The organism is Aporhodopirellula aestuarii (assembly GCF_023701485.1).
Classification (GTDB): Bacteria; Planctomycetota; Planctomycetia; order Pirellulales; family Pirellulaceae; genus Rhodopirellula; species Rhodopirellula aestuarii.
Genome location: NZ_JAMQBK010000086.1, coordinates 13,818 through 34,844, shown reverse-complemented (window position 1 = coordinate 34,844; position 21,027 = coordinate 13,818). Strand labels below are relative to the sequence as shown.

The following is a 21,027-nucleotide window of genomic DNA, read 5'->3' as shown; positions in this document are numbered from 1 at the left end:
ACCGGGTCCGTACTGAGCATGCAAATTTCCCCTTGTCGCCTCGTGACCGGCGGCGCGGAACCCACCACATTTGGCAAAAGAACGAGAAATCCCCCGTGAGAGAGGGACGCTAATCGACCACCGCCGGTTGCTCGCCGATCATTGCGGTCGATCGCGAACCAACCGATGCCACTTCAGTCCGCCGCTTTCAAATCAGGCAGAACGCTCACGTTTTCGGTTCCGTAACAGCAGCGTGATGCAGTCGTTACCGAGAACTGAGCCACGCACGTCGACGTCGCAAGAAAACATCTGGGCAAGCTCGCGTCCGGTAACGCCCAGGCCACCATATCCGGCTTCACTGACCACGATTTGATTGGCACCAAACGCGATGTGCCGAATGCCAGCCAAAACCGAGGCCGACATGCACATCGGACACGGCTCTGCGGTCGACGCCAACCAACAGCCCTGGAGGTTTCGGCTGCCAAGAGTCTTGCACGCTTCGGTGATCGCATTAATTTCCGCGTGTGCGGACGGGTTGTTTGTCGATCTCGCCGTGTTGTGCGCAACCGCGACTTGTTCACCTCCCGGCGAAAAGATCGCAGCGCCGAACGGGTTCTCTCCCCGCTCGACGCCCTCCTCGGCGCTCTTCAACGCCGCCTTCATCCATTGCTTCAACATCCAGTCGGTTACCGTCTGCGGATTCCTTGCAGGCTTGTCACTCATAAATTTTTGGTCTCTAGAAAGAATCATCTGTCGCTTTGTTCACGTGGAGACGCGGCATTGCGGTAGAAACGGGTAGGCTGCGTACCCAGCGGGAGCATAGTCGTCAGCGATCGCTGTAGACAGCATTTCCCGCGCCGCTGGCGGCAACAGTTGACCGCTAAAAATGATCGGTCTGACGCACGTATTCGCCAAGAAGCTCGGCTGCGTTTGCTCGGGACTCACCGCGTCGGCGGATCCCGCTACAAATCGCCAACTCAGGAGGCTTCTTCGGTGGCGCATCCGACCGCGTCCGCCTCGCAATGGATGGCATCAAAACGAGGTCGATGGCATGAAATCTGTTACGATCGTCAATTGTCTTCACCTCACAATCCTCCCCACAACCGCAGGTTGAAAACCGATGTCTTCCTCTACCGCATCCCGTTCCCACGTACCGGCTGATCTTGAATCGTTTCTGTCGTCGCCCAAGAAGATGTTGATCAACGGACAATGGGTGAATTCGAAAAGTGGCAAGAAATTCGATGTCTACGATCCTGCGACGGATCAGGTGATCGCTCAGGTTGCAGAAGGTGATCGGGAAGACATCAACGCGGCCGTCTCCGCCGCCCGCGCAGCATTCGACTCCGGCCCGTGGTCTCGGATGACTGCGTCGGAGCGCAGTCGATTGATTTGGAAGGTGGGAGAACTCATCGAATCCAACGCGGACGAACTCGCTCAACTAGAAACCCTCGACAACGGAAAACCGCTCGCCGTAGCAAAGGCGGCGGATGTCGCACTCGCGGCAGACATGTTCCGTTACATGGCGGGATGGGCAACCAAGATCGAAGGCAACACGATCTCGTTGAACGTACCCTACTCGCCCGGGAGCGAATTCCATGCTTACACGCTCAAAGAGCCCGTTGGCGTCGTCGGGCAGATCATTCCGTGGAACTTTCCGCTCTTGATGGCTGCTTGGAAACTCGGCCCCGCTTTGGCCACCGGTTGCACGATCGTGCTCAAGCCGGCTGAACAAACACCACTCTCTGCCATCCGTCTCGGCGAGTTGATCACCGAAGCCGGAATTCCTGAAGGCGTTGTTAACATTGTGACAGGTTTTGGGGAAACCGCCGGTGCCGCACTCGCGTCCCACGATGACGTCGACAAGGTTGCGTTCACGGGTTCGACCGAGGTCGGCAAGCTGATCATTCACGCCGCCGCAGGCAACCTCAAAAAGGTCACCCTTGAACTCGGAGGAAAAAGCCCCAACGTGATCTACGATGATGCTGACATCGACACCGCTGTCGCCGGCGCTGCCGATGCGATCTTCTTCAACCAAGGTCAGGTCTGCAGTGCGGGATCTCGGTTGTATGTGCAACGCGGGATCTATGACGAAGTCGTTGCGGGCGTCAGCGAGATCGCGACAAACATGAAACTTGGCAGCGGATTCGATCCGGACACGCAAATGGGGCCCCTCGTATCACGGGAGCAATTCGAGCGCGTCAGTGGGTACTTGCGTGCCGGAATGACCGAGGGCGCCGAAGCGGCCGCGGGCGGCGCCGTGGTCGATCGCGCCGGGTACTTTGTCCAGCCCACGGTACTCAAAAACGCGTCACCCGAAATGTCGATCGTTCGCGAAGAAATATTTGGCCCGGTCGTCGCCGCGATGCCGTTTGACAACGATCGCGAGATCGCTACCCAAGCCAACGACTCGACCTATGGCTTGGCGGCCGGGATTTGGACCCGAGACATCTCAAAGGCACACCGGTTGGCACGAACCGTCAAAGCGGGAACGGTGTGGATCAACTGCTACAGCATCTTTGACGCCGCGTTACCGTTCGGCGGATACAAGCAATCAGGTTGGGGGCGCGAGATGGGCCACGCGGCACTGGAGAACTATCTGCAGACCAAATCGGTCTGCGTCAAGTTGTAGCCATTCGCCACTGAGCGATTCGCTCGATAGCAAATCGCGCAGAGTCGGCAATCACCGCGATTAACGCAAACTCTTGCCAAATGACGTGCGAAGTTTGCCAAGATAGCTGTCCGCATCGCCAACTTCCGCAAGCACCTTCTGGCTCATCTCTTCGATCGAGCGATCTGCCGAGGCGAGCAAAGTTTGTGCTTCGGTTTGTTGCTTGGACATCCACTCACGCATGCTCAACATTTGCTCACGGTGCACCGCTTCGACCTTGGCGGCGAGTTTCGCCTTGCTGACTTCCAGCTGTTTCGCGATCGCACCTTTCGCGGCGTCGCTGAATGCGTTGCCGAGGTTCGTGTTCAGGTCAAGATCGAGTTCCTTCCAGTTGCCTGTGAATGCTGCATCAACTTCGATCGTATTCACGTTGGCAAGCGATTGATTCATCGAAACGACAGCGGCGGAATTTGCCGCGTCGCCATCGACAGCGATGTGCATGTTGACACCGACTTGCTTGCTAACCAAGCGGCCTTGCACGTCATCGCCATGGCTATTGAGCTGAACCCAAACTTCACGCTGCCCACCACTGATCGCGACGGCAACATCGCTGCCATCACCCAAACGCACGGGATCAACAAGCATCTGTGGCCAATGCAAGGTCAAGCGATCGAGTGTATCGCCTTCGCGTCGGTCGCGAACGTAATCGACTTGGACCGTCTCAGGCCCTTCGAGCAACAAACGTGCACGGGTCGGCGTTTGCAACAGTTCCGGTTGCGGAGTCATGTTTTCGACAACGCCAGTCAACGCATAGGTTTTTCCGTCAGCACGCATCAATCCATCGACATGGCATTCGCGGATCAACATTTCAGGTTGACGCCGTTGTCCGAGGAAGTCGAAATCCTCCCCGCGGATACGTTCACTATCGGGCGCCACAACGGTGTAATTTGCCAGAGTACGCCCGTTATCAAGGTAGCCCCGTAGCTGAGCAAGCGAACGGCGAATTTCGGCGGCGATCAGGTCGACGCCAAAATTCTTTGACTCGCTTAGATCACCGGGAACATACGCGTCGACTTTCGCAAGATCCGCTTTGCGGGCTTCTTCCAGTCGCGCCAGGTCGGCTTGCATTTCGTCCGGTAACGCGTCGAGTTTCGCACGGACACGCAACAGCTCTTCGCGGGCACTGCGGGCTTCGGCGAGCGTTCGCTCAAGTTCGGGCCAATCTCGCAGCGGATTGTCGATGCCTTTGGCTGCGTCTCGAATGGTCTTGACGCGTTGCTCGAGATCGCGAGCTTGCTGCAACAGGTCCGCGTATTCCTCTTTCCAGCGCACGCGGATTTCTTCACCCGTCTTGACCGTTTCAAGATCCTCACCGATCGCTTCCGCCTGATCGGATAAACCCGATGTGAACTGCGTCAGCATTTTCGAGATCATCGAAGGGCTATCGGGCTCGTCGGCCGAATCAACCTCTCGATCGTATTGGCCCGAGCTATCACGCTGCGAACCGATTTGCAGTCCCGTGATTTTTCCTTGACGAATGACCCAGCGACGACGCAGGAATGCGTCACCGTCAATCGTGAGGTCGACGGAGTCGGCGACGAATGCATCGCGGAACTCTTTCCCATCACGTGGATCGGCAACACGCACGTCGGCATAGTGGATCGACGGTGGAAACAGTCCCACCTTTGCCGAACCGATCTCAGCCTTCGCGCCCGTGGTTGTTTCCAAGCCGGCGATGGTAACGTACGTCGCCATCGGGCCGAGGCCCAATGCGAGGATCATCATTATGGCGACAACGAGAATGACTCGTGTCAATAAAAAACGCCAACGAATCATGCCGCATCCTTGTCTTGGGAATCACGCAGTTGACGAAGCAAGTAGCTAAGCGCTTCGTCGATCTTTTGCTGGTCATCGGCAGCCGACAAATTCTCTTCGGCGCCTAATTTTGTTTTGACGAACTGATCTGACCCAGTTGCACCCGGCGACTTGTCGCCAGCGATAGCGACAAGCGTTTGCCGTACCGGTTGGGCTGGGGTCGATGGCTTCACGGCAGCCGTGTTCGTGGTGCCTGGATCGATCCGACGGACGTCGTAGACACGTCCCGATGTCGCAGTCATAGGGGCATCACCGCCTCCTGTCGTGCGTGTCTTTTCAGCCGCTGGACGACTGGGCCTTTGCGGACGCTCTGCAGGAGCGACGTGGGGCGCCGCGGCGTTGTGCTTGGTGTCGACGCGGTGAACAGGCGGCTCGTCCACAGCTTTGTTTTTGCGTGGTTTAGCGTGACGAGGCGATGAGCCGTCTCCGGACTCTTCGTCAGCCGGTGCGAGGGCGCGGAAGATCGGATAGGTCAGCAGAAACAGCGGTACCAACGCGACCAAACCGATCAGAAAACTCCCCGCGACAACGGTGTTATTGAGATCCGTCCACGCCACGAGTGGAAATTGCCAGGCTTTCGCGAGGTTCATCGACACGTCGGGTTGGGCAAAAAACCAGCGGCCGACGGCGTCGAACGTGGGGTCAATATTGGGTGCCACAAGCGTGACACCGACACCGACGAGCGCCACCATGGCGTGATTGACGCGGAGAGACAACACGAACAGCACCAAGGCGACGGCGAGCAGGTTCCCGTGCGGAATCAGGCCGACGAGCACACCGAAAGCGACACCCCAAGCCAATTGCGACGGGTATTTCCGTCCCGCAATTGCCTTGCGTATCGTGTTGATGACTTTAAATGTGAACAATATCATGGCTTGACGCCTCTTGCGGTTAAACGCTTCGCAGACCGAATGATCAATCGATGCGGCGCCGAGTTCCATCAACGCGCTATCCGTGTTAATCGGCACCATCGGCACGATCATTGAATACAATCGGCAAAATCGTTGCTGCCAGACCAATAGCCGTCATTTGTTCGCCCGAATGACAGCGAATTGACGCGATCTGGAACAGCGGTCGCTATTGCGAAGGGTTCAAACCGGCGCACATTGCAAGCGTCGCGAGGCCGTAGAACGTGTATTCCACGTCAGGGGTCTGGTCGAGTGCAAAACCGACAAATCCGCCGCCGGGTGCCTGCATCGACTCGGCGTATTGCCTGAGACGTGGTAGCGAAAGCTGGTCGGCGGCGGCGAGGTCGACCAGTGTTGTCAGCCCTGTGAAACTGCTCAACAAGTCCGCGAAAGGAATCCGCGTGTTGGCGCTCAGGCCACCCTCCTGGCTCTGCATTTCCAACAAAAACTCCGCCGTGTCGGACTGATCGCTGACGTCGAGCCGTCCGAGCGTTTTGAGGGTGCCGATGGCGGCGGCGGTCGGGTTAACGCCCGCACGTTTGGCGACGCGAATTTCCAGATAACCACCGTCTTCATGACGTTGCGAGTCAAGAAATCGGGTGATCCCTTCGACATCGGGAACGGGAACATCCATCAATTCATGGCACAGCACCGTCAAAAAGGTTTGATAGGTGCTGCCCGCTCGTCCCTCGGGGGTCTTGGCGAACCCGCCGTCGTCGCAGCGAAGCGTCGCAAGCATGTCGGCGACTTTCTTCCGCCAAGTCGTGTCGTCATCGGAAATGACCACTTCGCCCGTGGCCATCTCCAAAATCGCGGCGGCAAATATCAACGAAATCAAATCAATCACGCTGTCGCGCCGCGCCATCCGTTGCCTCAGAAACTCACCTGCGCGGGCAGCCACTGGTTCCTCGAGTCGGTCGAGTATCCACAACGCCCTCAGTGCAAAAGCGGTGTAGTACGGATCGCTTTCGCCTTCACGTCCCGCGAAACCACCATCACCGCGCTGACACTGCTGCAGCCATCGGGCGTGCGAATCCCGCAAGTCGGGGGCGAGGTTTGCGGCACCAATCGCCAATCGCAGGGTCAGTTCGTTGAGGTATCCGCTCATAAAATACTTAGATGGAGACGATCGGTGGGCGGCGAAAAGGGGGTGCTCGATTCAGCAAACGTCGCGAAGGACGACCAAGGTGCCGCAATCGGCGGGTGCCCATGGTGAATGATTCCGCTTAACTCGTCCAACCCGCACAATCGGATCAAGCGTCCTTTTTTACAGGTTTCTTGTAAACCTGAGGCGGTCGGTTTGCGGTGCAGACGTTCCGGCTGAGGGAGTTGACCTACGTTTGCTCTAGTGGGGATGGTGCCCACTGTGCGTCTCAACGCCTTCCTTCCTTTTCGCCAACGATGCGATCATGTTTGTCGCGACAACCACTCAACAAGTCAAACCCGCTAAAACGAGCCGCCGAGTGCCTCAAGCAAGCGCGTGCCTCCGCAATGTTCGACTGAACCGTCGCAGCATTCGGAATTGGATCGCTGACGAAGAAGGAACCACCGCTGTGGAATACGCCGTCATGGTCGCCATGATCGCCGTTGTTTGCATGGTCGGTGTCAATCTCATGACCGAAGCTGCGGAGGAGAGTTTCTCCAGTTCAGCTGCGGCAATCGGGAACGCGTAGTCTCCTGATTGTTCCAGCACTCTTGCCGAGTGCCAATCGAAGATATCGTCGTTTGTGCCCCCAAACATTATCGAGATCCCCCCATGCCCTCACGCCCCATTCGCCAGCAATTGCTGGTTGAACAAGATGTCCAAGTAAGCTTGGTCTTTCGGGCGGTGCTTTATGGCGCCGCCTGCATGACCTATTTCACCGTCATCCAGTTCTTCACCCAAGCGATGCATCATCCTGGCATTCTCATGTCAGAGATCTTTCTTTCGCTGACCGATGAAGCCGTTTACTGGGTACCAGGATTCCTCGTTCTCGGACCGCTGATGGTCTACGACATGCTGCGGATCACAAACCGCGTTGCAGGTCCGATTTACAGCATGAGACGCGAAATGCGTGCGCTCGCATCGGGCGCCGATGGACGCGGCTTGAAGTTCCGAAACGACGACTACTGGGATACGCTGGCAACCGAGTTCAACGAACTGCGTCGAACAGTCCTGGAACTGCGCGACGAAAACGACGAACTGCGTCTCGCTCAAGCCGAATCAACGACAACCCCCGAAGTCGCCACACCGGAGTCGCCCGAAATGGAAGCCGAACTGGCGAGCGAACCCGCCGGCGAAGTTGTGCCGAGCTAAGAAACGTCTCCTCTCCTAGACCGCTCTTTTAAATGGCCCATTGTGTCGTTGGCGAGTGGGCCATTTTTGAAAAATTGCGTTTGGGGCGATGCGGCTCCGCGATCGAACGACCGGCTTTCGGGTTGCCTCCGCTCGATTCTCGATTTCTCTCAGTCGGTGTACCCATGCACAATTTTGGCTGTCACGTGGATTCCAACCTGAGTCAGCACTTCAGCGAGTCTTTCGGATTCGATCAGGTTTTCGTTGGTTTCACCCGGCTGCGTCGTGTCGTAGATCGATTCCTCGAGATCCGCAATTAATCGATTTGCGGCGTCAGACACTTTGATTCTAAACGTCACCGTTGACACCATTCTCGCCCCGTTGTTGACGTATCGCACGTACAGACGCTCGCCGCGGGGTTCGCACTCCAGGAGTTGCAGGTCACGATAGATCGTAGAGACCGCGTCTCCGCCATAATTTAGCGAGTATCGACTCTGGTTTCCGCGAGTCAAAATCGCAATCGCGATGAGCACGGCAGCCACAATCAGAACCGCACAGACGGACGCCGCGAAGAACAAAGAGATGGTCAAGTACGTCATGTCCGTGAGCCCCGTGTTTCGTGTTAGAGTATTCAGGATAGCGTTTGATCGATGGCGTTTGGCTATCGCAGCGTCCGCGCGAGACGAAACTTGACGAACACATGGCCTCCCGTGTTTGACCGACGCAACCGCGGGCAGGTTCGCCGATCACGAAAGACACGGCAAATCTGGCGATGGACGCTTTGCCCTTTTTCCACCCTTTGATGAGCCCCCATCCGTGAATGCAGCTCCGACGACCACCACCGAAACCCCGTCGCTTGATCCCGGCATGCTGGAAAAACTCAGCCACGATCCTGCGAAGCGAATTGATGAGGTGATCGCGTTTTATCGGCGAGAACGTCGACCGGTGGAACTGTTCGAGGCGTTGAAAATGAAAACCCGGATGTTGTTCGGGTTACCGATGATCGCTCCACCCGACGAAAAGATCGGCATGCAAACGCCGCGAGAAGTCGAAATTCAGCGTGGTCTCGAAGAGGGCCTGCTCGACGCATGCCGCCAAGCCGGTGCGATGCTCATCGAGAACGGCAAGATTGGTGAAGGATGGATGTATTTACGGCCAATCGGTGATCCCGCCCTCACCAAAAGATTGTTCTCAAAAGTCGAAATCACCGAGGACAACTACGACGAAATGATTCACGTGCTGTTGCACGAAGGCGTCGATCTGCAGCGCGGCTTCGCCGCTGTGATCGCGCAGCAGGGGACGTGCAACTCCATCACGCTTTATGATTCCGTGATTGCGAGCCGGTCCCGCGAAGAGAAAAAAATCGCATCCAAATGCCTGCTTGAGCATCTCTACGAAGAACTCGATACCCGCGTTCGCGAGGATTTTTCGCAGCGGGCGGCCGACAACGGCGTCGACGCCGAAACCGTCCAACGGGAACTCGCGAATACGTCGCTCGGAGACTTGGTTTCCAAGCACAAGTGGATTTTGGGTGGGGGCGGCTACCACCTGGACACGACACATTTAGCGTCCGTCGTGCGATTTTCGCTGGTTTTGGATGATCGCGAGTTGCTGGAAAAGGCCTTGCAACTGTGCCAATATGGCCGGCGACTGCCAGCCGATTTTCAGTATCCCGGCGAGGAACCGTTTGTGGATTTCTACCCCGCTCACGCGGCCTTTTTCTCCGCACTGTTGGGGAAACAAGTCGACGCGGCGGTACGACTATTTGAGCAGCGGGCGAGGACGGTCGACGCCGTCGTTCATGGCAGCGGCTCTGTGGAGGTGTACATTGACCTGCTCGATCGCCTGGGCAGACCCGGAGACGCGCTGCGTGCGGCAATGGAATTGTTTCCCGATGGCGTCCCCTTGGGACGGGTTATGCCGGAGATGATCGAAATGGCGGCACGGGCGACAGAAATCGGTGACAAGCAAATTGCCTCGGAATTAGAAAAATTCTGCTTCGAACGCAACGATTTGCTGGGTGTAGCCGCTGTCAGCGAACTCCTATCCCCCAATCCACGTTAAACCATTAGGATGGCGGTTTATCGCCAGGTGTCGTAAGGTTTTGGTGTGCGGTTTGCGTTGCTGTTGACAGTGCCGCGAAAGATTCGCCAATTTGACAGCGTTACAAAAATGTTGATGCGGGCCGTGATCCGCCGACAGCGTTGAGGGTTCGGAACCAGATTTGAAGTTTTTGATTTAAGGACGAAAAAACATGTACGAACGGTTTACAGACCGAGCCCGGAAAGTCATGCAGTTGGCTAACCAAGAGGCTCAGCGATTCAATCACGAGTACATCGGTACCGAGCATATCCTGCTCGGACTGGTGAAAGAGGGCAGCGGCGTCGCCGCCAATGTCCTTAAGAATCTCGATGTCGACTTAAGAAAAATTCGTCTCGAAGTCGAAAAACTCGTCCAAAGCGGTCCCGAAATGGTGACCGTTGGGAAATTGCCCCAAACACCGCGAGCGAAGAAAGTCATCGAGTATTCGATGGAAGAAGCTCGTAATCTCAATCACAGCTACGTGGGCACCGAGCACATCCTGCTCGGTCTGCTGCGTGAGCAAGAGGGCGTCGCCGCTCAGGTTCTGATGAACCTGGGATTGAAACTCGAAGACGTCCGCGAAGAGGTGCTCAACCTCCTCGGCCACGGGCTCGAAGGCGCCGAAGTCGGCGAACGCGGCGGACGCACCGGCGAAGGTAGCGACGGCGGTTCGAGCGGTAGCGGCAGCAGCAAGAGCGGCAAGAGTAAGACGCCGGCCTTGGATAGCTTCGGTCGCGACCTCACTGAACTCGCCCGCAAAGGCGAACTCGATCCGGTCATCGGGCGTGAACGAGAAATCGAGCGTGCGATCCAAATCCTCTGCCGTCGTACCAAGAACAACCCCGTGTTGCTCGGTGAAGCCGGTGTCGGTAAGACCGCGATCATCGAAGGTTTCGCTCAACGGGTGATCAACGGCGAAGTTCCCGAAATTCTCAGTGAGAAACGAATCGTCGTGCTCGACCTCGCGATGATGGTCGCCGGTACCAAGTACCGCGGTCAATTCGAAGAGCGGATCAAAGCCGTTATGACGGAAGTCCGCCGGGTTAAGAACACAATCCTGTTCATCGACGAATTGCACACCCTGGTGGGTGCCGGTGGTGCCGAAGGCGCGATCGATGCCGCCAACGTGCTCAAACCCGCGCTCGCTCGCGGTGAGATCCAGTGCATCGGTGCAACCACCCTCGACGAGTACCGTAAGTACATCGAGAAGGACAATGCATTGGCACGTCGTTTCCAAGAAATCATGGTCGAACCGACCGGAACCAAGGAAACGATCGAAATCCTCAAAGGATTGCGTGAGCGTTACGAAGAACACCACCGCGTGCAGTTCACCGACGATGCCGTTGTGGCCGCCGTCGAAATGAGCGAACGCTACATCACCGCTCGTTGCTTGCCCGATAAGGCGATCGACGTGATCGATGAAGCCGGTGCACGGGTGCGACTCCGCTCGATGACCCGTCCACCAGATCTCAAAGAAATCGACGAGCAAGTCGAAACGCTGAACAAGGACAAAGAGGACGCGGTCGCAAACCAGGACTTCGAAAAAGCCGCCAACCTGCGTGATCAAGCCGAAAAACTTCGCAAGAAGAAAGAGAAGATCACTCAGGAGTGGCGTGAGAAGAGCCAGCAAACCGATGGCGTCGTCGACGAAGAAGTGATCGCCGAAGTTGTCAGCAAGATGACCGGTATCCCACTGACTCGCCTCTCGACCGAAGATTCGCTGCGTCTGCTCAAGATGGAAGAGGAACTGCACCAACGTGTGGTCAGCCAAGAGCAAGCCGTTACGGCGATCGCCAAAGCGGTCCGTCGCAGCCGCTCGGGTTTGAAAGATCCGAAACGGCCGACCGGTTCGTTCATCTTCGCCGGGCCCACCGGTGTGGGTAAAACGTTGCTCGCCAAAGCACTCGCCGAATACATGTTCGGTGACGCCGACGCGCTCGTTCACATCGACATGTCCGAATACATGGAGAAACACAACGTCAGCCGACTGATCGGGGCACCTCCCGGATTCGTCGGGTACGAAGAAGGCGGTCAGCTCACCGAGAAGATCCGTCGTCGCCCGTACGCCGTGGTCCTGTTCGACGAAATCGAAAAGGCTCACCCCGATGTGTTCAACATGTTGTTGCAAGTGATGGAAGAAGGTCGGTTGACGGACTCCTTCGGTCGCAACGTCGACTTCCGCAACACGATCTTGATCATGACCACCAACGCCGGTGCGGAAGCGATCAAGAACGAAGCGGCGTTCGGTTTTGCCAAACCGGATGGTGACGCGAGCTACGACTCGATGAAATCACGCGTGATGGATTCGATCGAACGCGTCTTCCGTCCTGAGTTCCTGAACCGACTCGACGACACGATCATCTTCCGTCACCTGACCACGACCGACCTCAAGGGCATCATCGACTTCGAATTGCAGAAGGTTCGCGAGCGGTTGCTCGAACGCGGATTGGCGTTGGAATTGACCGACGAAGCGAAGGAATTCTTGATCAAGAAAGGCAGCAACCTCGATTACGGTGCTCGTCCTTTGCGTCGTGCTCTCGAGCAACGCATCGAAGACCCGCTCGGCGAAGAACTGCTGCGTGGTACCTTCGAAGGCAAGGACACGATCGTGATCACCGTCCATCGCGACGATTCCGGCAAGATCACCCGACTGAACTTCGACGGCGAAGTTCGCGGGCTGCCCGATCCGAAGGATTCGCAAGAAACCGTCGGTGCGAGCGCCGGATCGAAAACCGAAAAGACGGACGAATCATCGGAAGACAAATCCTAACGATTCGGCTGATAGCTAAATAACGAAAGAGCGTCTGAGTGATCAGACGCTCTTTTTTTGTTTAACACATGGCGATTCTTGTATGCCGCCACCATTTGTGCGACGAGCCAATGTTTCGCGAATAGTTAGTCACGGACAGGCTGAGAAGTTATGAGTGTGGCCGTTCGCTCCGCGAACGAGCGTTCCCGCAAGCTTCGTTTGCGGAGCAAACGGCCACATTGCTTCGCCTCGGGATGTCGCTTGCATAACTGCGGGATTTCAAAAGTAGCGGAATGGCGCGAGCCGTCCGGTCCCGCGTTGCCAGACGACTCGCGCCGTTGCGCTAAAAACGTCACTAAAACAATCGACGTCCCCCGGCGAATAGATTCACAGCCTAGAAGTGTCGCCATACGCTAGCGGCGGACGTGAATCCGTGGTTTGGGATCGAGCTCGCCCCCGGCGACTACCAGCGACCGGTCCAGCGGTCGGTTTGGATGATCCGCCGTGCCTCTTCGCTGATCCCATACCGCAGGTTCGGCTGGTTCAGTTCGAGAAACACCGTGTACTTCTGGTGCACCGCGTCACTGAACACGACCGGCGCGTGGGTGATCCGCAACAAGTGCACCGGGATGCCGTTCCAACGCCTCGTATAAACCCCCGCGTCGAGAGCTCGCTCACCTTCGAGCCCATAGTGGTTCGTCAGCGTTGAGACGAGCCGCTGCGTGTCGCCGGTGAAGCCGTGTAAGTTGATTCGCTGGATCGAGCCCGACTGATCGAAGTAATACGTCAGCGTCCCGGCGAAATCGTCGCTGCGGATGCCCGTCACGACCGGAACGCGAAGGCCTTCGAGTTGCAGGTCAGCGAGCACGGTCGAAACTCGGGAGAACCGATTCAGAATCATCGGCGGGGTCAGGTCAAATCGCAACGCTTCCCGGATGTCCGCGACGTTGTTGCCGGCCAGACTCGGGGGTGCGTTCTCATCTTCGGGCATCGCTCCGAGTTTGCGAGCAATGTCTTCTTCATAGCGATAGCGGGACGATGAAACCGGTCGTAATGTTTCAACCTCATGCAGCGAATGGATCGGGTACCGGTTCGATCCCCGGCCCTGCGTCACGCCTCCAGGTGCCGGTTCGCCCGCTGCGGTACTCCACGGTGCGGACACGTTCCACGAGCCACCTTCGCCGCTGATTTGTCTCGTGATCGACGTCGTAGCGTCGCGGCCCCACTGGGTTTCGTTGGCAACGTACGGAGTGCCGGCGGCGACGGCTAAAACCGCGATTTTTCCAATGCGTCCGCCAATCATCACTTTTTCTCCCAATGCCGATTCACGCGATCGAGCGATGCGATGCGACTCTCCCGCACAATCGGAGAGCCTGGGTTACTGAGTCCCTTGTGTTCCAGCACGCCGCGGAACACTTCCTTACTCGTTCCATCGGCGTCCGCGAGGTTTAAGCAACCGTAATAATCCGTGCGCCACGACAGCAGTTACGACCGCGACAACCCGTCGACCGAGAGCTGAAATCCGCGAACTGATTGAATCAGGGCGTGTACTTGCGGGTGAAGACGCGCGTTTGACCCGTTGTCGGATTTAGCGCACTCGCGGAATCATGATCGAGCGTGACGATACGGAGCCGGGTGTGAGACTGCCCCGACTCATCATCGTGAATTTGCAAGTCACCCGTGTCGAGAATTTACCACTTCGCAACGACACCATAGACCGTATTCATTGGCTCGTTACCGTAGACCGGGTCGATGATGTCTTTCTTCCCGATTGTGCATGCGACGGTGCCATTGGTTTCGAATCGGTACTCGGCGATCTCCGATTCACTACTGAGCTGATAACGCCAACGCTCCGTTTTGAGATGGTCCCACGAGACCAATGGCGCCCCGCCAGCCATCGAGGGCGGTTGAGCAGGCGAGCAACCGCCTAGCGATGCGAGAAGAATCGACGCAGCAAACATCGCCAGCGACGTCAACCTGCGACAACGAAAGTGAGTCAATTTGCGCATCCAAGTCTCTCGCGATTGAACGTAAACGCCCGTTGATCATTTCACCAGTTGATCATTTCCGCCAGCGACCGACCGCTGTTTCGTTTGCCGCCGCTCGGCAACTTCGCCCATCACGATCCACATTTCCGTTGCAATCTGTCGATTGCGCAAATCATACGTTGCCGCCTCATCCGATGAGTCGTCAGATACTTTCGGATCAGTATAGAACATCGGTACGCGGAGAGACGCTCCTCGCACGACCGGGCAGTTGGCTTCGGCATGGTCGCAGCACATCACCGCGATGTAATTCGCACTCGGATTTTCACAGGTATCGTACACCTTGCTAAAACACTTCACCGGCCGGTGAGCTTGGCTGTACGCGATATCGTAGACACGATTTTCCTCCGCGCCCGTTTCCATGGTCAGATCTTCGGTGACGACAAATCCCGCACGTGCCAATGACGCAATCGTGCGGGGATTGCATGCGGTTGCTTCCGTTCCGCCGCTGTAACAGACAACGTCATCCCGGGTCATGCCAAAGTAGGCTGCGGCGGTTTGAGCCCACACCTGTGCAAATTGACTGCGTCGCGAATTGTGCGTGCAGATAAACGTGATTCGTGCGGGCAAACTCTGGCTCATTTGAGCCTCAACACGATCGGCCAGGCCGTTCACTAGTTCCTGACGATCCGCCGGCAGCGCGGTTCTCATGCTCCGCCAATCGGTTTCGCCGAGAAATTTCAGGACCGCATCTGAGACAGTCGTTTGGACGTTCAACGTTGGAACTCCACAAAAGAACCGATCGCGTGCTCGGCGGCTTTCGCACCACTGAAAACAGCAGAGGTAAACGCGAGGGCAACGATTCCCCGGATTGAGATAACAGGGAGGGAATGCTTGGCCAATCAAATGTCCAGAACGCAGCCGAGTAGCTTAGCAGCCGACCGGACGCGCCGCGAGTATCACGGGTGTATACCAAAAACGCAAAAAGGAGCTGTGATTCGTGACAACACGCGCTGCCCGGACAATCGTATCGCGATGTCAATGCACTCGTTACGAAAAACGGGTGGCTTGATCGTTACGGCCGCGGTGGTCAGGATAGTAGGCACTGGAATCCTTCCCCAAATCCCGCTGACCGCGTCATGATTCTCGCCGAGAAGATTCGATCCTGTACACTCGTCGTCTCCAAAGGCCAGTCTCGCAATCCGGCGAAACGGGCGTTGGAACAAGCGATTGCGGATGCCGCTGGCAAGATCGCGGATCTCGATGTCGTAATTGTCCCGCACCTTTATGATTTGCCGAAAAACGGCGAGTCGATCAATCGTCTGCGTGCGATCGAAGGAGACGTGATCCTCGCGAGCTGGATCTTCCCGCGTGCCGCCCACTGGGTGCTCGATCGAAATGGCGTCGGCGGCAATGTCGGCAAAGTGCTGCTGGGGAATGACGACTCGGACGAAGATGACGCGGAGTCAACACTGGGGGAACAGCAATCTGCGGACGCCGCCGACTCCACCGTTCGGATGACGGATCTGTACCCGCGCCCCGATCGCAAGATCTTCTGCATCGATCTGAAATCGTCGGAAGACACCACGGAATTCGTCGCTGAAATTTACCGCATTCTCGGCCTCGATTCCGAGCCAGCTGATTCGCGAGCACTGCCAATCGTCGGTGGCAAGATCGAATCGGTCGACGAAGCGACCGGTCGTCGCTGGTATCCGGTGATCGATTACAGCCGCTGCACGAACTGCATGGAGTGCGTCGACTTTTGCTTGTTCGGTGTTTACGGCGTCGATGGTGTCGAAAGCATCATGGTCGAACAGCCCGACAATTGTCGTAAGGGCTGTCCCGCCTGCAGTCGTGTGTGCCCCGAGAACGCGATCATCTTCCCACAACACAAAGCCCCGGCGATCGCGGGCGCGGAAACCGAAGGCGACGAGGGTTTCAAAATCGACCTGTCGCAGTTGTTCGGTGCTCCCGCCACAGGCGATGACCCGATCGCAACCGCCGCTCGCGAACGGGACGAACAATTACTGCTGGCCGGACGTGGCACAGTCGGAATCGACGAACGTTTAAAAAAACGGCAAGCTTCACGCCAGAATCAACCCAAAGACGAGCTCGATCGGCTCGTCGACTCTCTCGATGAGATGGACCTTTGACCCGCCCCAACGAAACGGACCCGACAAACGAACTGCATCGAAAGATTCACGGTGTGGCGCTCGACATGGACGGGTTGCTGTTCGACACCGAACGCATCTATTTCCGTGTCGGCGATGTCGTGCTGCAGCGGCGCGGATATCGGTTCAGCAATGAATTGCAAACACGAATGATGGGCCGAGTCGGTTTAAGTGCGATCGCAGAAATGATCGCATTCCATCAACTCGACGACGCGCCCGATGAACTGCTGGCGGAATCGAACACGGTTTACGGCGAGCTATTACTCGAACATTTGCGGCCAATGCCGCAGCTCGATCAATGGATGCAGCGCCTTCGTGACAGCGGTGTCCCTTTTGGAGTCGCCACCAGCAGCCAACGACAATTTGTCGAGATGATTCTCCCAACCACCCAGTGGCACGATCAGCTCGCGTTTGTGTTAACCGGCGACGACGTCACGCATGGCAAACCACATCCCGAGATGTACCTCAAAGCGGCCTCGGCGATGTCGATCTCGCCGGACAACATGCTCGTACTCGAAGACAGCGGCAACGGCGCCGCGGCGGCGGTCGCGGCAGGTGCGATTACGGTTGCGGTCCCCAACGAACACACCCGCGACCAAGCGTTCGATGGCGTGCATCTGATAGCCCAATCGCTGAGTGACCCGCGGTTGTGGGAAATGCTGCCGGAATCGTCGAGCAAGGAATTGCCTGCGTCGTCAACTGCGCAGCCCACTCGCCCATGAGCGAGACTTATGTCAGTCGCATCACCGCCGTAGGTCGTTCCGCAGTCGCTGTGGTCAGCGTCGCGGGGCCAGAAGCGGAAAAGTGGGTCAGGAAATGCTTTCGCGCGGCGACGAATGCCCCGTGGAATCCAGGCCAGATCCGCTATGGAACTTGGCAGGCCGCAGACGCGATCGAAAACTTAGCCGCCGAAGGTGAGTCTGTCGTCCTGACGCCACTAGGCAAAACCCATTTTGAAATCCACGGCCATGGCGGTTCCGCCGCGGTCAGACGGATCATCACGTCGCTCGTGCAACTCGGCGCCGTCGAAGTCGAATCGGCGGAATTCGCCCGCGTGAGCGTTCCGTCCGGCGATGGACCTTTTGAACCACTCATTGCGGAAGCTCAATGGGTGCTGGCGGCTTGCACGACCCAGCGAAATGCGGCGATCGCACTCGCCCAAACCCGCGGTTGTTTGCTCAATTGGACAAGCGATTGGATTGACAGAATCAAGAACCAACTTCAACGTGATGAAAACCAGACACATTCCCAAACACTCGACGAACTGATCTCGTCGGCGGCCGAAATACTGGGGCGTCGATCAATCGGTTTACATCTCACCACACCGTACCGCGTTGTCCTGGCGGGACCGCCCAACGTTGGCAAGAGCAGCCTAGTCAATCAAATCGTAGGCTATGGACGCAGTATCACGCACGATGCCGCGGGCACGACGCGTGACGTCGTGGACTGCGACACCGTCATTGACGGACTCGCCATCCGCCTCGGAGACACCGCTGGCATTCGCGCCGGTGGCGACGTGATTGAACAAGAAGGCATCCGTCGCGGGTCATTGGCGATCGCGGGAGCGGACCTAGTCGTCATGGTGGTCGATCCCGATACGGTTACTCACGCCGATGACATCTTGAAAACCATCCGATTGCACAACAGCGATGTGCCGACGTTGTCCGTGCTCAACAAAGCCGACCGGCTCGAAAGCGATACGCAAAGATCGCTCTATGCATCCAACTGGCTGACCACGGTCGCCGACGATTCGCACGGTCAAACAAGTGGCATCGTAGCGTTCATGCGATCGATCGTCGCAACACTTCGCCCCGATGAATTCGACCTCGCTTCCACGCCAATCCCGATCGTGCCTCGACAAATCAACTGGCTTAAACGCTTGACGCACGCGACTGACTTACATACCGCGTTGGATTGTTTGCTAGGCCTGCGCAGCGGAAGCGAGCCTAGCGAATGAGCGATACATCCTATTCGCATCACGCCCTCGGCGAGATCACCGACACCCTTCAAGCCCGACTGAACGAACTCAGCAACGATCCGAGCAGCAAGGCAAACCAGGACACGATCACGTCCGCTCAACGTGCCGTCTTAATCGACATCGCTTCGCTGCAGGTAAAAGCGAAACGCACGTTCGGTGAGGCGGCGAACCAACAGGACGCGTGGTGGGTGACACGCCGTGGACTCCAGCAATCGACGCATCACTGCGTCGCGAGCCTCAAGGCCTCTTGGATGGGAGATCGCCCCGTCGCGGACCTCTGCTGTGGCTTGGGAAGTGACTTGATCGCACTCGCCAAACGCGGCCCCGTGACAGGCGTTGATTTCGATCCCGATGTGCTCGCATTCACGGCGGCGAATTTACAGGTCGCCCGAGTGAGTGCAGAACTTCGTACTCTCGACGTAACTGTCGCTACGTCGGCCGACCTGATCGCTGGTGCCACCTACCTCCATGTCGATCCCGACCGACGCGCCGATGGACAACGCCACACGGACGCCAACGATTTAGTTCCTGACTGGTCTCGCGTCACGGAACTCGCGAAGTTGACACGGGGCGGATTAATCAAGCTCGCCCCGGCCACACAGCTTTCCGACGACCAAACCGCCGACCTCCATCGAACCTGGATTTCCGCATCGGGCAGCGTTCGGGAACAGACAGCAATTTACGGTGAACTCTTCGACAATCCTTGGATGCTCGAGCATGGCTTACGCCCTGGCCAACGATCGGCAATCGCTTTGCGCAACAGAATCCCTCACGTCTTTGCCGCACCCGCGGAAGATACCTCGGTTCCCAATTCGTCCGGGGCGGGGATCGGGGAGTGGATCATCGATCCCGATGCATCGATACGTGCCGCAGGATTAACCACATCGTTTGCACGAGAGATCGGCGGACGAGTCGTCGGATCGGCGAGCGGATTCTTGACGTGCGATTCACTCGAACAAATGAGTGACTGGGGGTCGATGGCGATGGCCGCACGCGTGATCGAAGTCGTCGGTTGCGACGATCGAAAATTGCGCCGATGTTTTCGCACTCGCAAAGCGCACCCAGAATTGATAAAAGTCCGCGGCAGTGACCTCGATCCCACGCAGTTAGGTCGCCGGATGAAGAGCTGTGGCGACACGCCGCTCGGTCTCTGGATCGGACGTGACGGCAAAAGAACCTTCGCCGCCATCACCGAGCCGATCGCAAGCGTTTAATGCTCTTCATCTTGGGAACTTGTGCGTTGCTCAACACCGCTGGCTCGCGCCACCGGCATGGGTTGTATCGGCCCTCCGGGCCTAGTCGCACACCAACGCCGCAGGCACTTGCCGGGGCAGACACGAGATGCCGCTCTCTAGATCTCACGCCGTCAGGAGGCCCAGCGGGCCGGTACAACCAATGCCGGGCCTGCAAAGGCCCGGTACAGATCCGATTCAATCACGCGAGGCCTGAAGGGCCGACACAATGGAGTTTGTATCGGCCCTCCAGGCCTCAAACGCATGCCCACTAACAACACCGGTGGCTCGCGCCACCGGCATGGGCTGTATCGGCCCTCCGGGCCTAGTCACACACCAACGCCGCAGGCACTTGCCGGGCATAAACGAGATGCCGCTCTCTAGATCACGCCGACACGAGGCCCAGCGGGCCGGTACAACCAATGCCGGGCCTGCGAAGGCCCGGTACAGATTCGGTTCAGTCAACCGAGGCCTGAAGGGCCGACACAATGGAGTTTGTACCGGCCCTCCAGGCCTCAAACGCTTTCCCGCTATCAACACCGGTGACTTGCGCCACCGGCACGGTTTGTATCGGCCCTCCGGGCCTAGTCGCGCACAAACGCCGCTGTCACTTGCCGACCAGACACGAAAGGTTCCACCCTCTAGACCACGCCGCCACGAGGCCCAGCGGGCCGGCACAACCAATGCCGGGCCTGCGAAGGCCCGGTAAAGAATTCGGTTAAGTCAAGCGAGGCCTGAAGGGCCGACACAATGGAGTTTGTGCCGGCCCTCCAGGCCTCAAACGCATGCCCGCTAACAACACCGGTGGCTCGCGCCACCGGCATGGACTGTATCGGCCCTCCGGGCCTAGTCGCACACCAACGCCGCTGCCACTTTCCAGGCAGATACGAGATGCCATTTGCCCACACAGGCGGTCTCGTATCCCGCGGTTCTTAACATGTCTGTAAGAGTCGTCTCGTCCGGCTGCAGCCCCTTGTTACTATGAGGAAACAAAACCGCATCCATGCTCAATCGTTGGTAATGACACCCTGTGAGTAGCGACGTTCGAGAGCCCGAGCAGACGGCGCAGCCGACATAGGAATCCGTAAACTTCATCCCCTCGCTCGCCATCTGGTCGAAGTTGGGTGTTTTGGGACCACTCACCCCACCTCGTCGCCGACGTGTCACCATGTGCGAAGAATCAAG

The 21,027-nt window shown here is 57.5% G+C and carries 19 protein-coding genes; 9 read left to right on the top strand and 10 right to left on the bottom strand.

All coding sequences use genetic code 11. The annotated features are described in order from the left end of the window. Window positions 1-192: 192 nt before the first annotated feature. Both NB063_RS28000 and NB063_RS27995 read right to left on the bottom strand, forming a co-directional pair. Window positions 193-702, bottom strand: coding sequence for a nucleoside deaminase (locus NB063_RS28000; RefSeq protein WP_250932369.1), 510 nt, complete (start codon window positions 700-702; stop codon window positions 193-195). 39 nt (window positions 703-741) lie between these two features. Next, window positions 742-981 (bottom strand): hypothetical protein, encoded by a 240-nt coding sequence (locus tag NB063_RS27995; protein WP_250932368.1) that lies wholly within the window; start codon window positions 979-981, stop codon window positions 742-744. Between the two features lie 118 nt (window positions 982-1,099). On the opposite strand from NB063_RS27995, the gene NB063_RS27990 reads away from it, so the two are divergent. Beyond that, entirely contained in the window at window positions 1,100-2,608 is a 1,509-nt protein-coding gene (locus NB063_RS27990; protein ID WP_250932367.1) for an aldehyde dehydrogenase family protein, read from the top strand. Between the two features lie 60 nt (window positions 2,609-2,668). Here NB063_RS27990 and NB063_RS27985 read toward each other — a convergent pair whose 3' ends face one another. From NB063_RS27985 to NB063_RS27975, 3 genes are all read right to left on the bottom strand, one after another. Then, on the bottom strand, window positions 2,669-4,423 hold the full coding sequence (locus tag NB063_RS27985) for a TIGR03545 family protein (protein ID WP_250932366.1): 1,755 nt from the start codon (window positions 4,421-4,423) through the stop codon (window positions 2,669-2,671). Beyond that, on the bottom strand, window positions 4,420-5,334 hold the full coding sequence (locus NB063_RS27980; RefSeq protein ID WP_407652738.1) for a TIGR03546 family protein: 915 nt from the start codon (window positions 5,332-5,334) through the stop codon (window positions 4,420-4,422). The genes NB063_RS27985 and NB063_RS27980 overlap by 4 nt, the downstream gene beginning before the upstream one ends. 205 nt (window positions 5,335-5,539) lie before the next feature. Beyond that, window positions 5,540-6,478, bottom strand: coding sequence for a prenyltransferase/squalene oxidase repeat-containing protein (locus tag NB063_RS27975; RefSeq protein WP_250932365.1), 939 nt, complete (start codon window positions 6,476-6,478; stop codon window positions 5,540-5,542). A 301-nt stretch (window positions 6,479-6,779) separates the two neighbouring features. Here NB063_RS27975 and NB063_RS27970 point away from each other — a divergent pair, with 301 nt between their 5' ends. Further along, window positions 6,780-7,043, top strand: coding sequence for a Flp family type IVb pilin (locus NB063_RS27970; protein WP_250932364.1), 264 nt, complete (start codon window positions 6,780-6,782; stop codon window positions 7,041-7,043). A gap of 83 nt (window positions 7,044-7,126) precedes the next feature. Next, a complete protein-coding gene (locus tag NB063_RS27965) occupies window positions 7,127-7,666 on the top strand; it encodes a hypothetical protein (RefSeq protein WP_250932363.1) in 540 nt (179 codons plus the stop codon). Window positions 7,667-7,815: 149 nt separating this feature from the next. On the opposite strand, the gene NB063_RS27960 is transcribed toward NB063_RS27965, so the two are convergent. Next, window positions 7,816-8,244 (bottom strand): hypothetical protein, encoded by a 429-nt coding sequence (locus NB063_RS27960; protein ID WP_250932362.1) that lies wholly within the window; start codon window positions 8,242-8,244, stop codon window positions 7,816-7,818. A 217-nt stretch (window positions 8,245-8,461) separates the two neighbouring features. On the opposite strand from NB063_RS27960, the gene NB063_RS27955 reads away from it, so the two are divergent. Next, complete coding sequence (locus NB063_RS27955; RefSeq protein WP_250932361.1) at window positions 8,462-9,709, top strand: hypothetical protein; 1,248 nt, start codon at window positions 8,462-8,464, stop codon at window positions 9,707-9,709. Between the two features lie 190 nt (window positions 9,710-9,899). Next, window positions 9,900-12,497, top strand: a complete 2,598-nt coding sequence (locus tag NB063_RS27950) for an ATP-dependent Clp protease ATP-binding subunit (RefSeq protein WP_250932360.1) — start codon at window positions 9,900-9,902, stop codon at window positions 12,495-12,497. A 442-nt stretch (window positions 12,498-12,939) separates the two neighbouring features. On the opposite strand, the gene NB063_RS27945 is transcribed toward NB063_RS27950, so the two are convergent. From NB063_RS27945 to NB063_RS27935, 3 genes are all read right to left on the bottom strand, one after another. Next, window positions 12,940-13,779: a DUF6690 family protein gene (locus NB063_RS27945; protein ID WP_250932359.1), complete on the bottom strand. Its 840-nt coding sequence runs from the start codon at window positions 13,777-13,779 to the stop codon at window positions 12,940-12,942. Between the two features lie 388 nt (window positions 13,780-14,167). Next, window positions 14,168-14,485 carry a hypothetical protein gene (locus NB063_RS27940; RefSeq protein WP_250932358.1) on the bottom strand — a complete coding sequence of 106 codons (318 nt, stop codon included), beginning with the start codon at window positions 14,483-14,485 and terminating at the stop codon, window positions 14,168-14,170. Between the two features lie 36 nt (window positions 14,486-14,521). Beyond that, complete coding sequence (locus NB063_RS27935) at window positions 14,522-15,172, bottom strand: arsenate-mycothiol transferase ArsC (protein ID WP_250932357.1); 651 nt, start codon at window positions 15,170-15,172, stop codon at window positions 14,522-14,524. Between the two features lie 428 nt (window positions 15,173-15,600). On the opposite strand from NB063_RS27935, the gene NB063_RS27930 reads away from it, so the two are divergent. The 4 genes from NB063_RS27930 to NB063_RS27915 are packed head-to-tail and all read left to right on the top strand — an operon-like array spanning window position 15,601 to window position 19,824. Next, window positions 15,601-16,614 carry a 4Fe-4S dicluster domain-containing protein gene (locus NB063_RS27930; RefSeq protein ID WP_250932356.1) on the top strand — a complete coding sequence of 338 codons (1,014 nt, stop codon included), beginning with the start codon at window positions 15,601-15,603 and terminating at the stop codon, window positions 16,612-16,614. Then, window positions 16,611-17,354 carry an HAD family hydrolase gene (locus tag NB063_RS27925; protein WP_322975321.1) on the top strand — a complete coding sequence of 248 codons (744 nt, stop codon included), beginning with the start codon at window positions 16,611-16,613 and terminating at the stop codon, window positions 17,352-17,354. The genes NB063_RS27930 and NB063_RS27925 overlap by 4 nt, the downstream gene beginning before the upstream one ends. Then, window positions 17,351-18,589, top strand: coding sequence for a GTPase (locus NB063_RS27920; RefSeq protein ID WP_250932355.1), 1,239 nt, complete (start codon window positions 17,351-17,353; stop codon window positions 18,587-18,589). The genes NB063_RS27925 and NB063_RS27920 overlap by 4 nt, the downstream gene beginning before the upstream one ends. Continuing rightward, the gene (locus tag NB063_RS27915) at window positions 18,586-19,824 is read left to right on the top strand and encodes a class I SAM-dependent methyltransferase (RefSeq protein WP_250932354.1); all 1,239 of its coding nucleotides are present in this window, start codon (window positions 18,586-18,588) and stop codon (window positions 19,822-19,824) included. The genes NB063_RS27920 and NB063_RS27915 overlap by 4 nt, the downstream gene beginning before the upstream one ends. Before the next feature lie 864 nt (window positions 19,825-20,688). Here NB063_RS27915 and NB063_RS27910 read toward each other — a convergent pair. Continuing rightward, window positions 20,689-20,985 carry a sulfatase-like hydrolase/transferase gene (locus tag NB063_RS27910; protein WP_250932353.1) on the bottom strand — a complete coding sequence of 99 codons (297 nt, stop codon included), beginning with the start codon at window positions 20,983-20,985 and terminating at the stop codon, window positions 20,689-20,691. Window positions 20,986-21,027 lie beyond the last annotated feature (42 nt).

Coding starts and splice junctions, on each gene's coding strand:
- NB063_RS27950 (WP_250932360.1), top strand. CDS start 9,900: ATGTACGAACGGTTTACAGACCGAGCCCGGAAAGTCATGCAGTTGGCT.
- NB063_RS27970 (WP_250932364.1), top strand. CDS start 6,780: ATGTTTGTCGCGACAACCACTCAACAAGTCAAACCCGCTAAAACGAGC.
- NB063_RS27920 (WP_250932355.1), top strand. CDS start 17,351: ATGAGCGAGACTTATGTCAGTCGCATCACCGCCGTAGGTCGTTCCGCA.
- NB063_RS27990 (WP_250932367.1), top strand. CDS start 1,100: ATGTCTTCCTCTACCGCATCCCGTTCCCACGTACCGGCTGATCTTGAA.
- NB063_RS28000 (WP_250932369.1), bottom strand. CDS start 702: ATGAGTGACAAGCCTGCAAGGAATCCGCAGACGGTAACCGACTGGATG.
- NB063_RS27915 (WP_250932354.1), top strand. CDS start 18,586: ATGAGCGATACATCCTATTCGCATCACGCCCTCGGCGAGATCACCGAC.
- NB063_RS27960 (WP_250932362.1), bottom strand. CDS start 8,244: ATGACGTACTTGACCATCTCTTTGTTCTTCGCGGCGTCCGTCTGTGCG.
- NB063_RS27940 (WP_250932358.1), bottom strand. CDS start 14,485: ATGCGCAAATTGACTCACTTTCGTTGTCGCAGGTTGACGTCGCTGGCG.
- NB063_RS27980 (WP_407652738.1), bottom strand. CDS start 5,334: ATGATATTGTTCACATTTAAAGTCATCAACACGATACGCAAGGCAATT.
- NB063_RS27935 (WP_250932357.1), bottom strand. CDS start 15,172: ATGAGAACCGCGCTGCCGGCGGATCGTCAGGAACTAGTGAACGGCCTG.
- NB063_RS27945 (WP_250932359.1), bottom strand. CDS start 13,779: ATGATTGGCGGACGCATTGGAAAAATCGCGGTTTTAGCCGTCGCCGCC.
- NB063_RS27930 (WP_250932356.1), top strand. CDS start 15,601: ATGATTCTCGCCGAGAAGATTCGATCCTGTACACTCGTCGTCTCCAAA.
- NB063_RS27995 (WP_250932368.1), bottom strand. CDS start 981: ATGCGCCACCGAAGAAGCCTCCTGAGTTGGCGATTTGTAGCGGGATCC.
- NB063_RS27965 (WP_250932363.1), top strand. CDS start 7,127: ATGCCCTCACGCCCCATTCGCCAGCAATTGCTGGTTGAACAAGATGTC.
- NB063_RS27985 (WP_250932366.1), bottom strand. CDS start 4,423: ATGATTCGTTGGCGTTTTTTATTGACACGAGTCATTCTCGTTGTCGCC.
- NB063_RS27975 (WP_250932365.1), bottom strand. CDS start 6,478: ATGAGCGGATACCTCAACGAACTGACCCTGCGATTGGCGATTGGTGCC.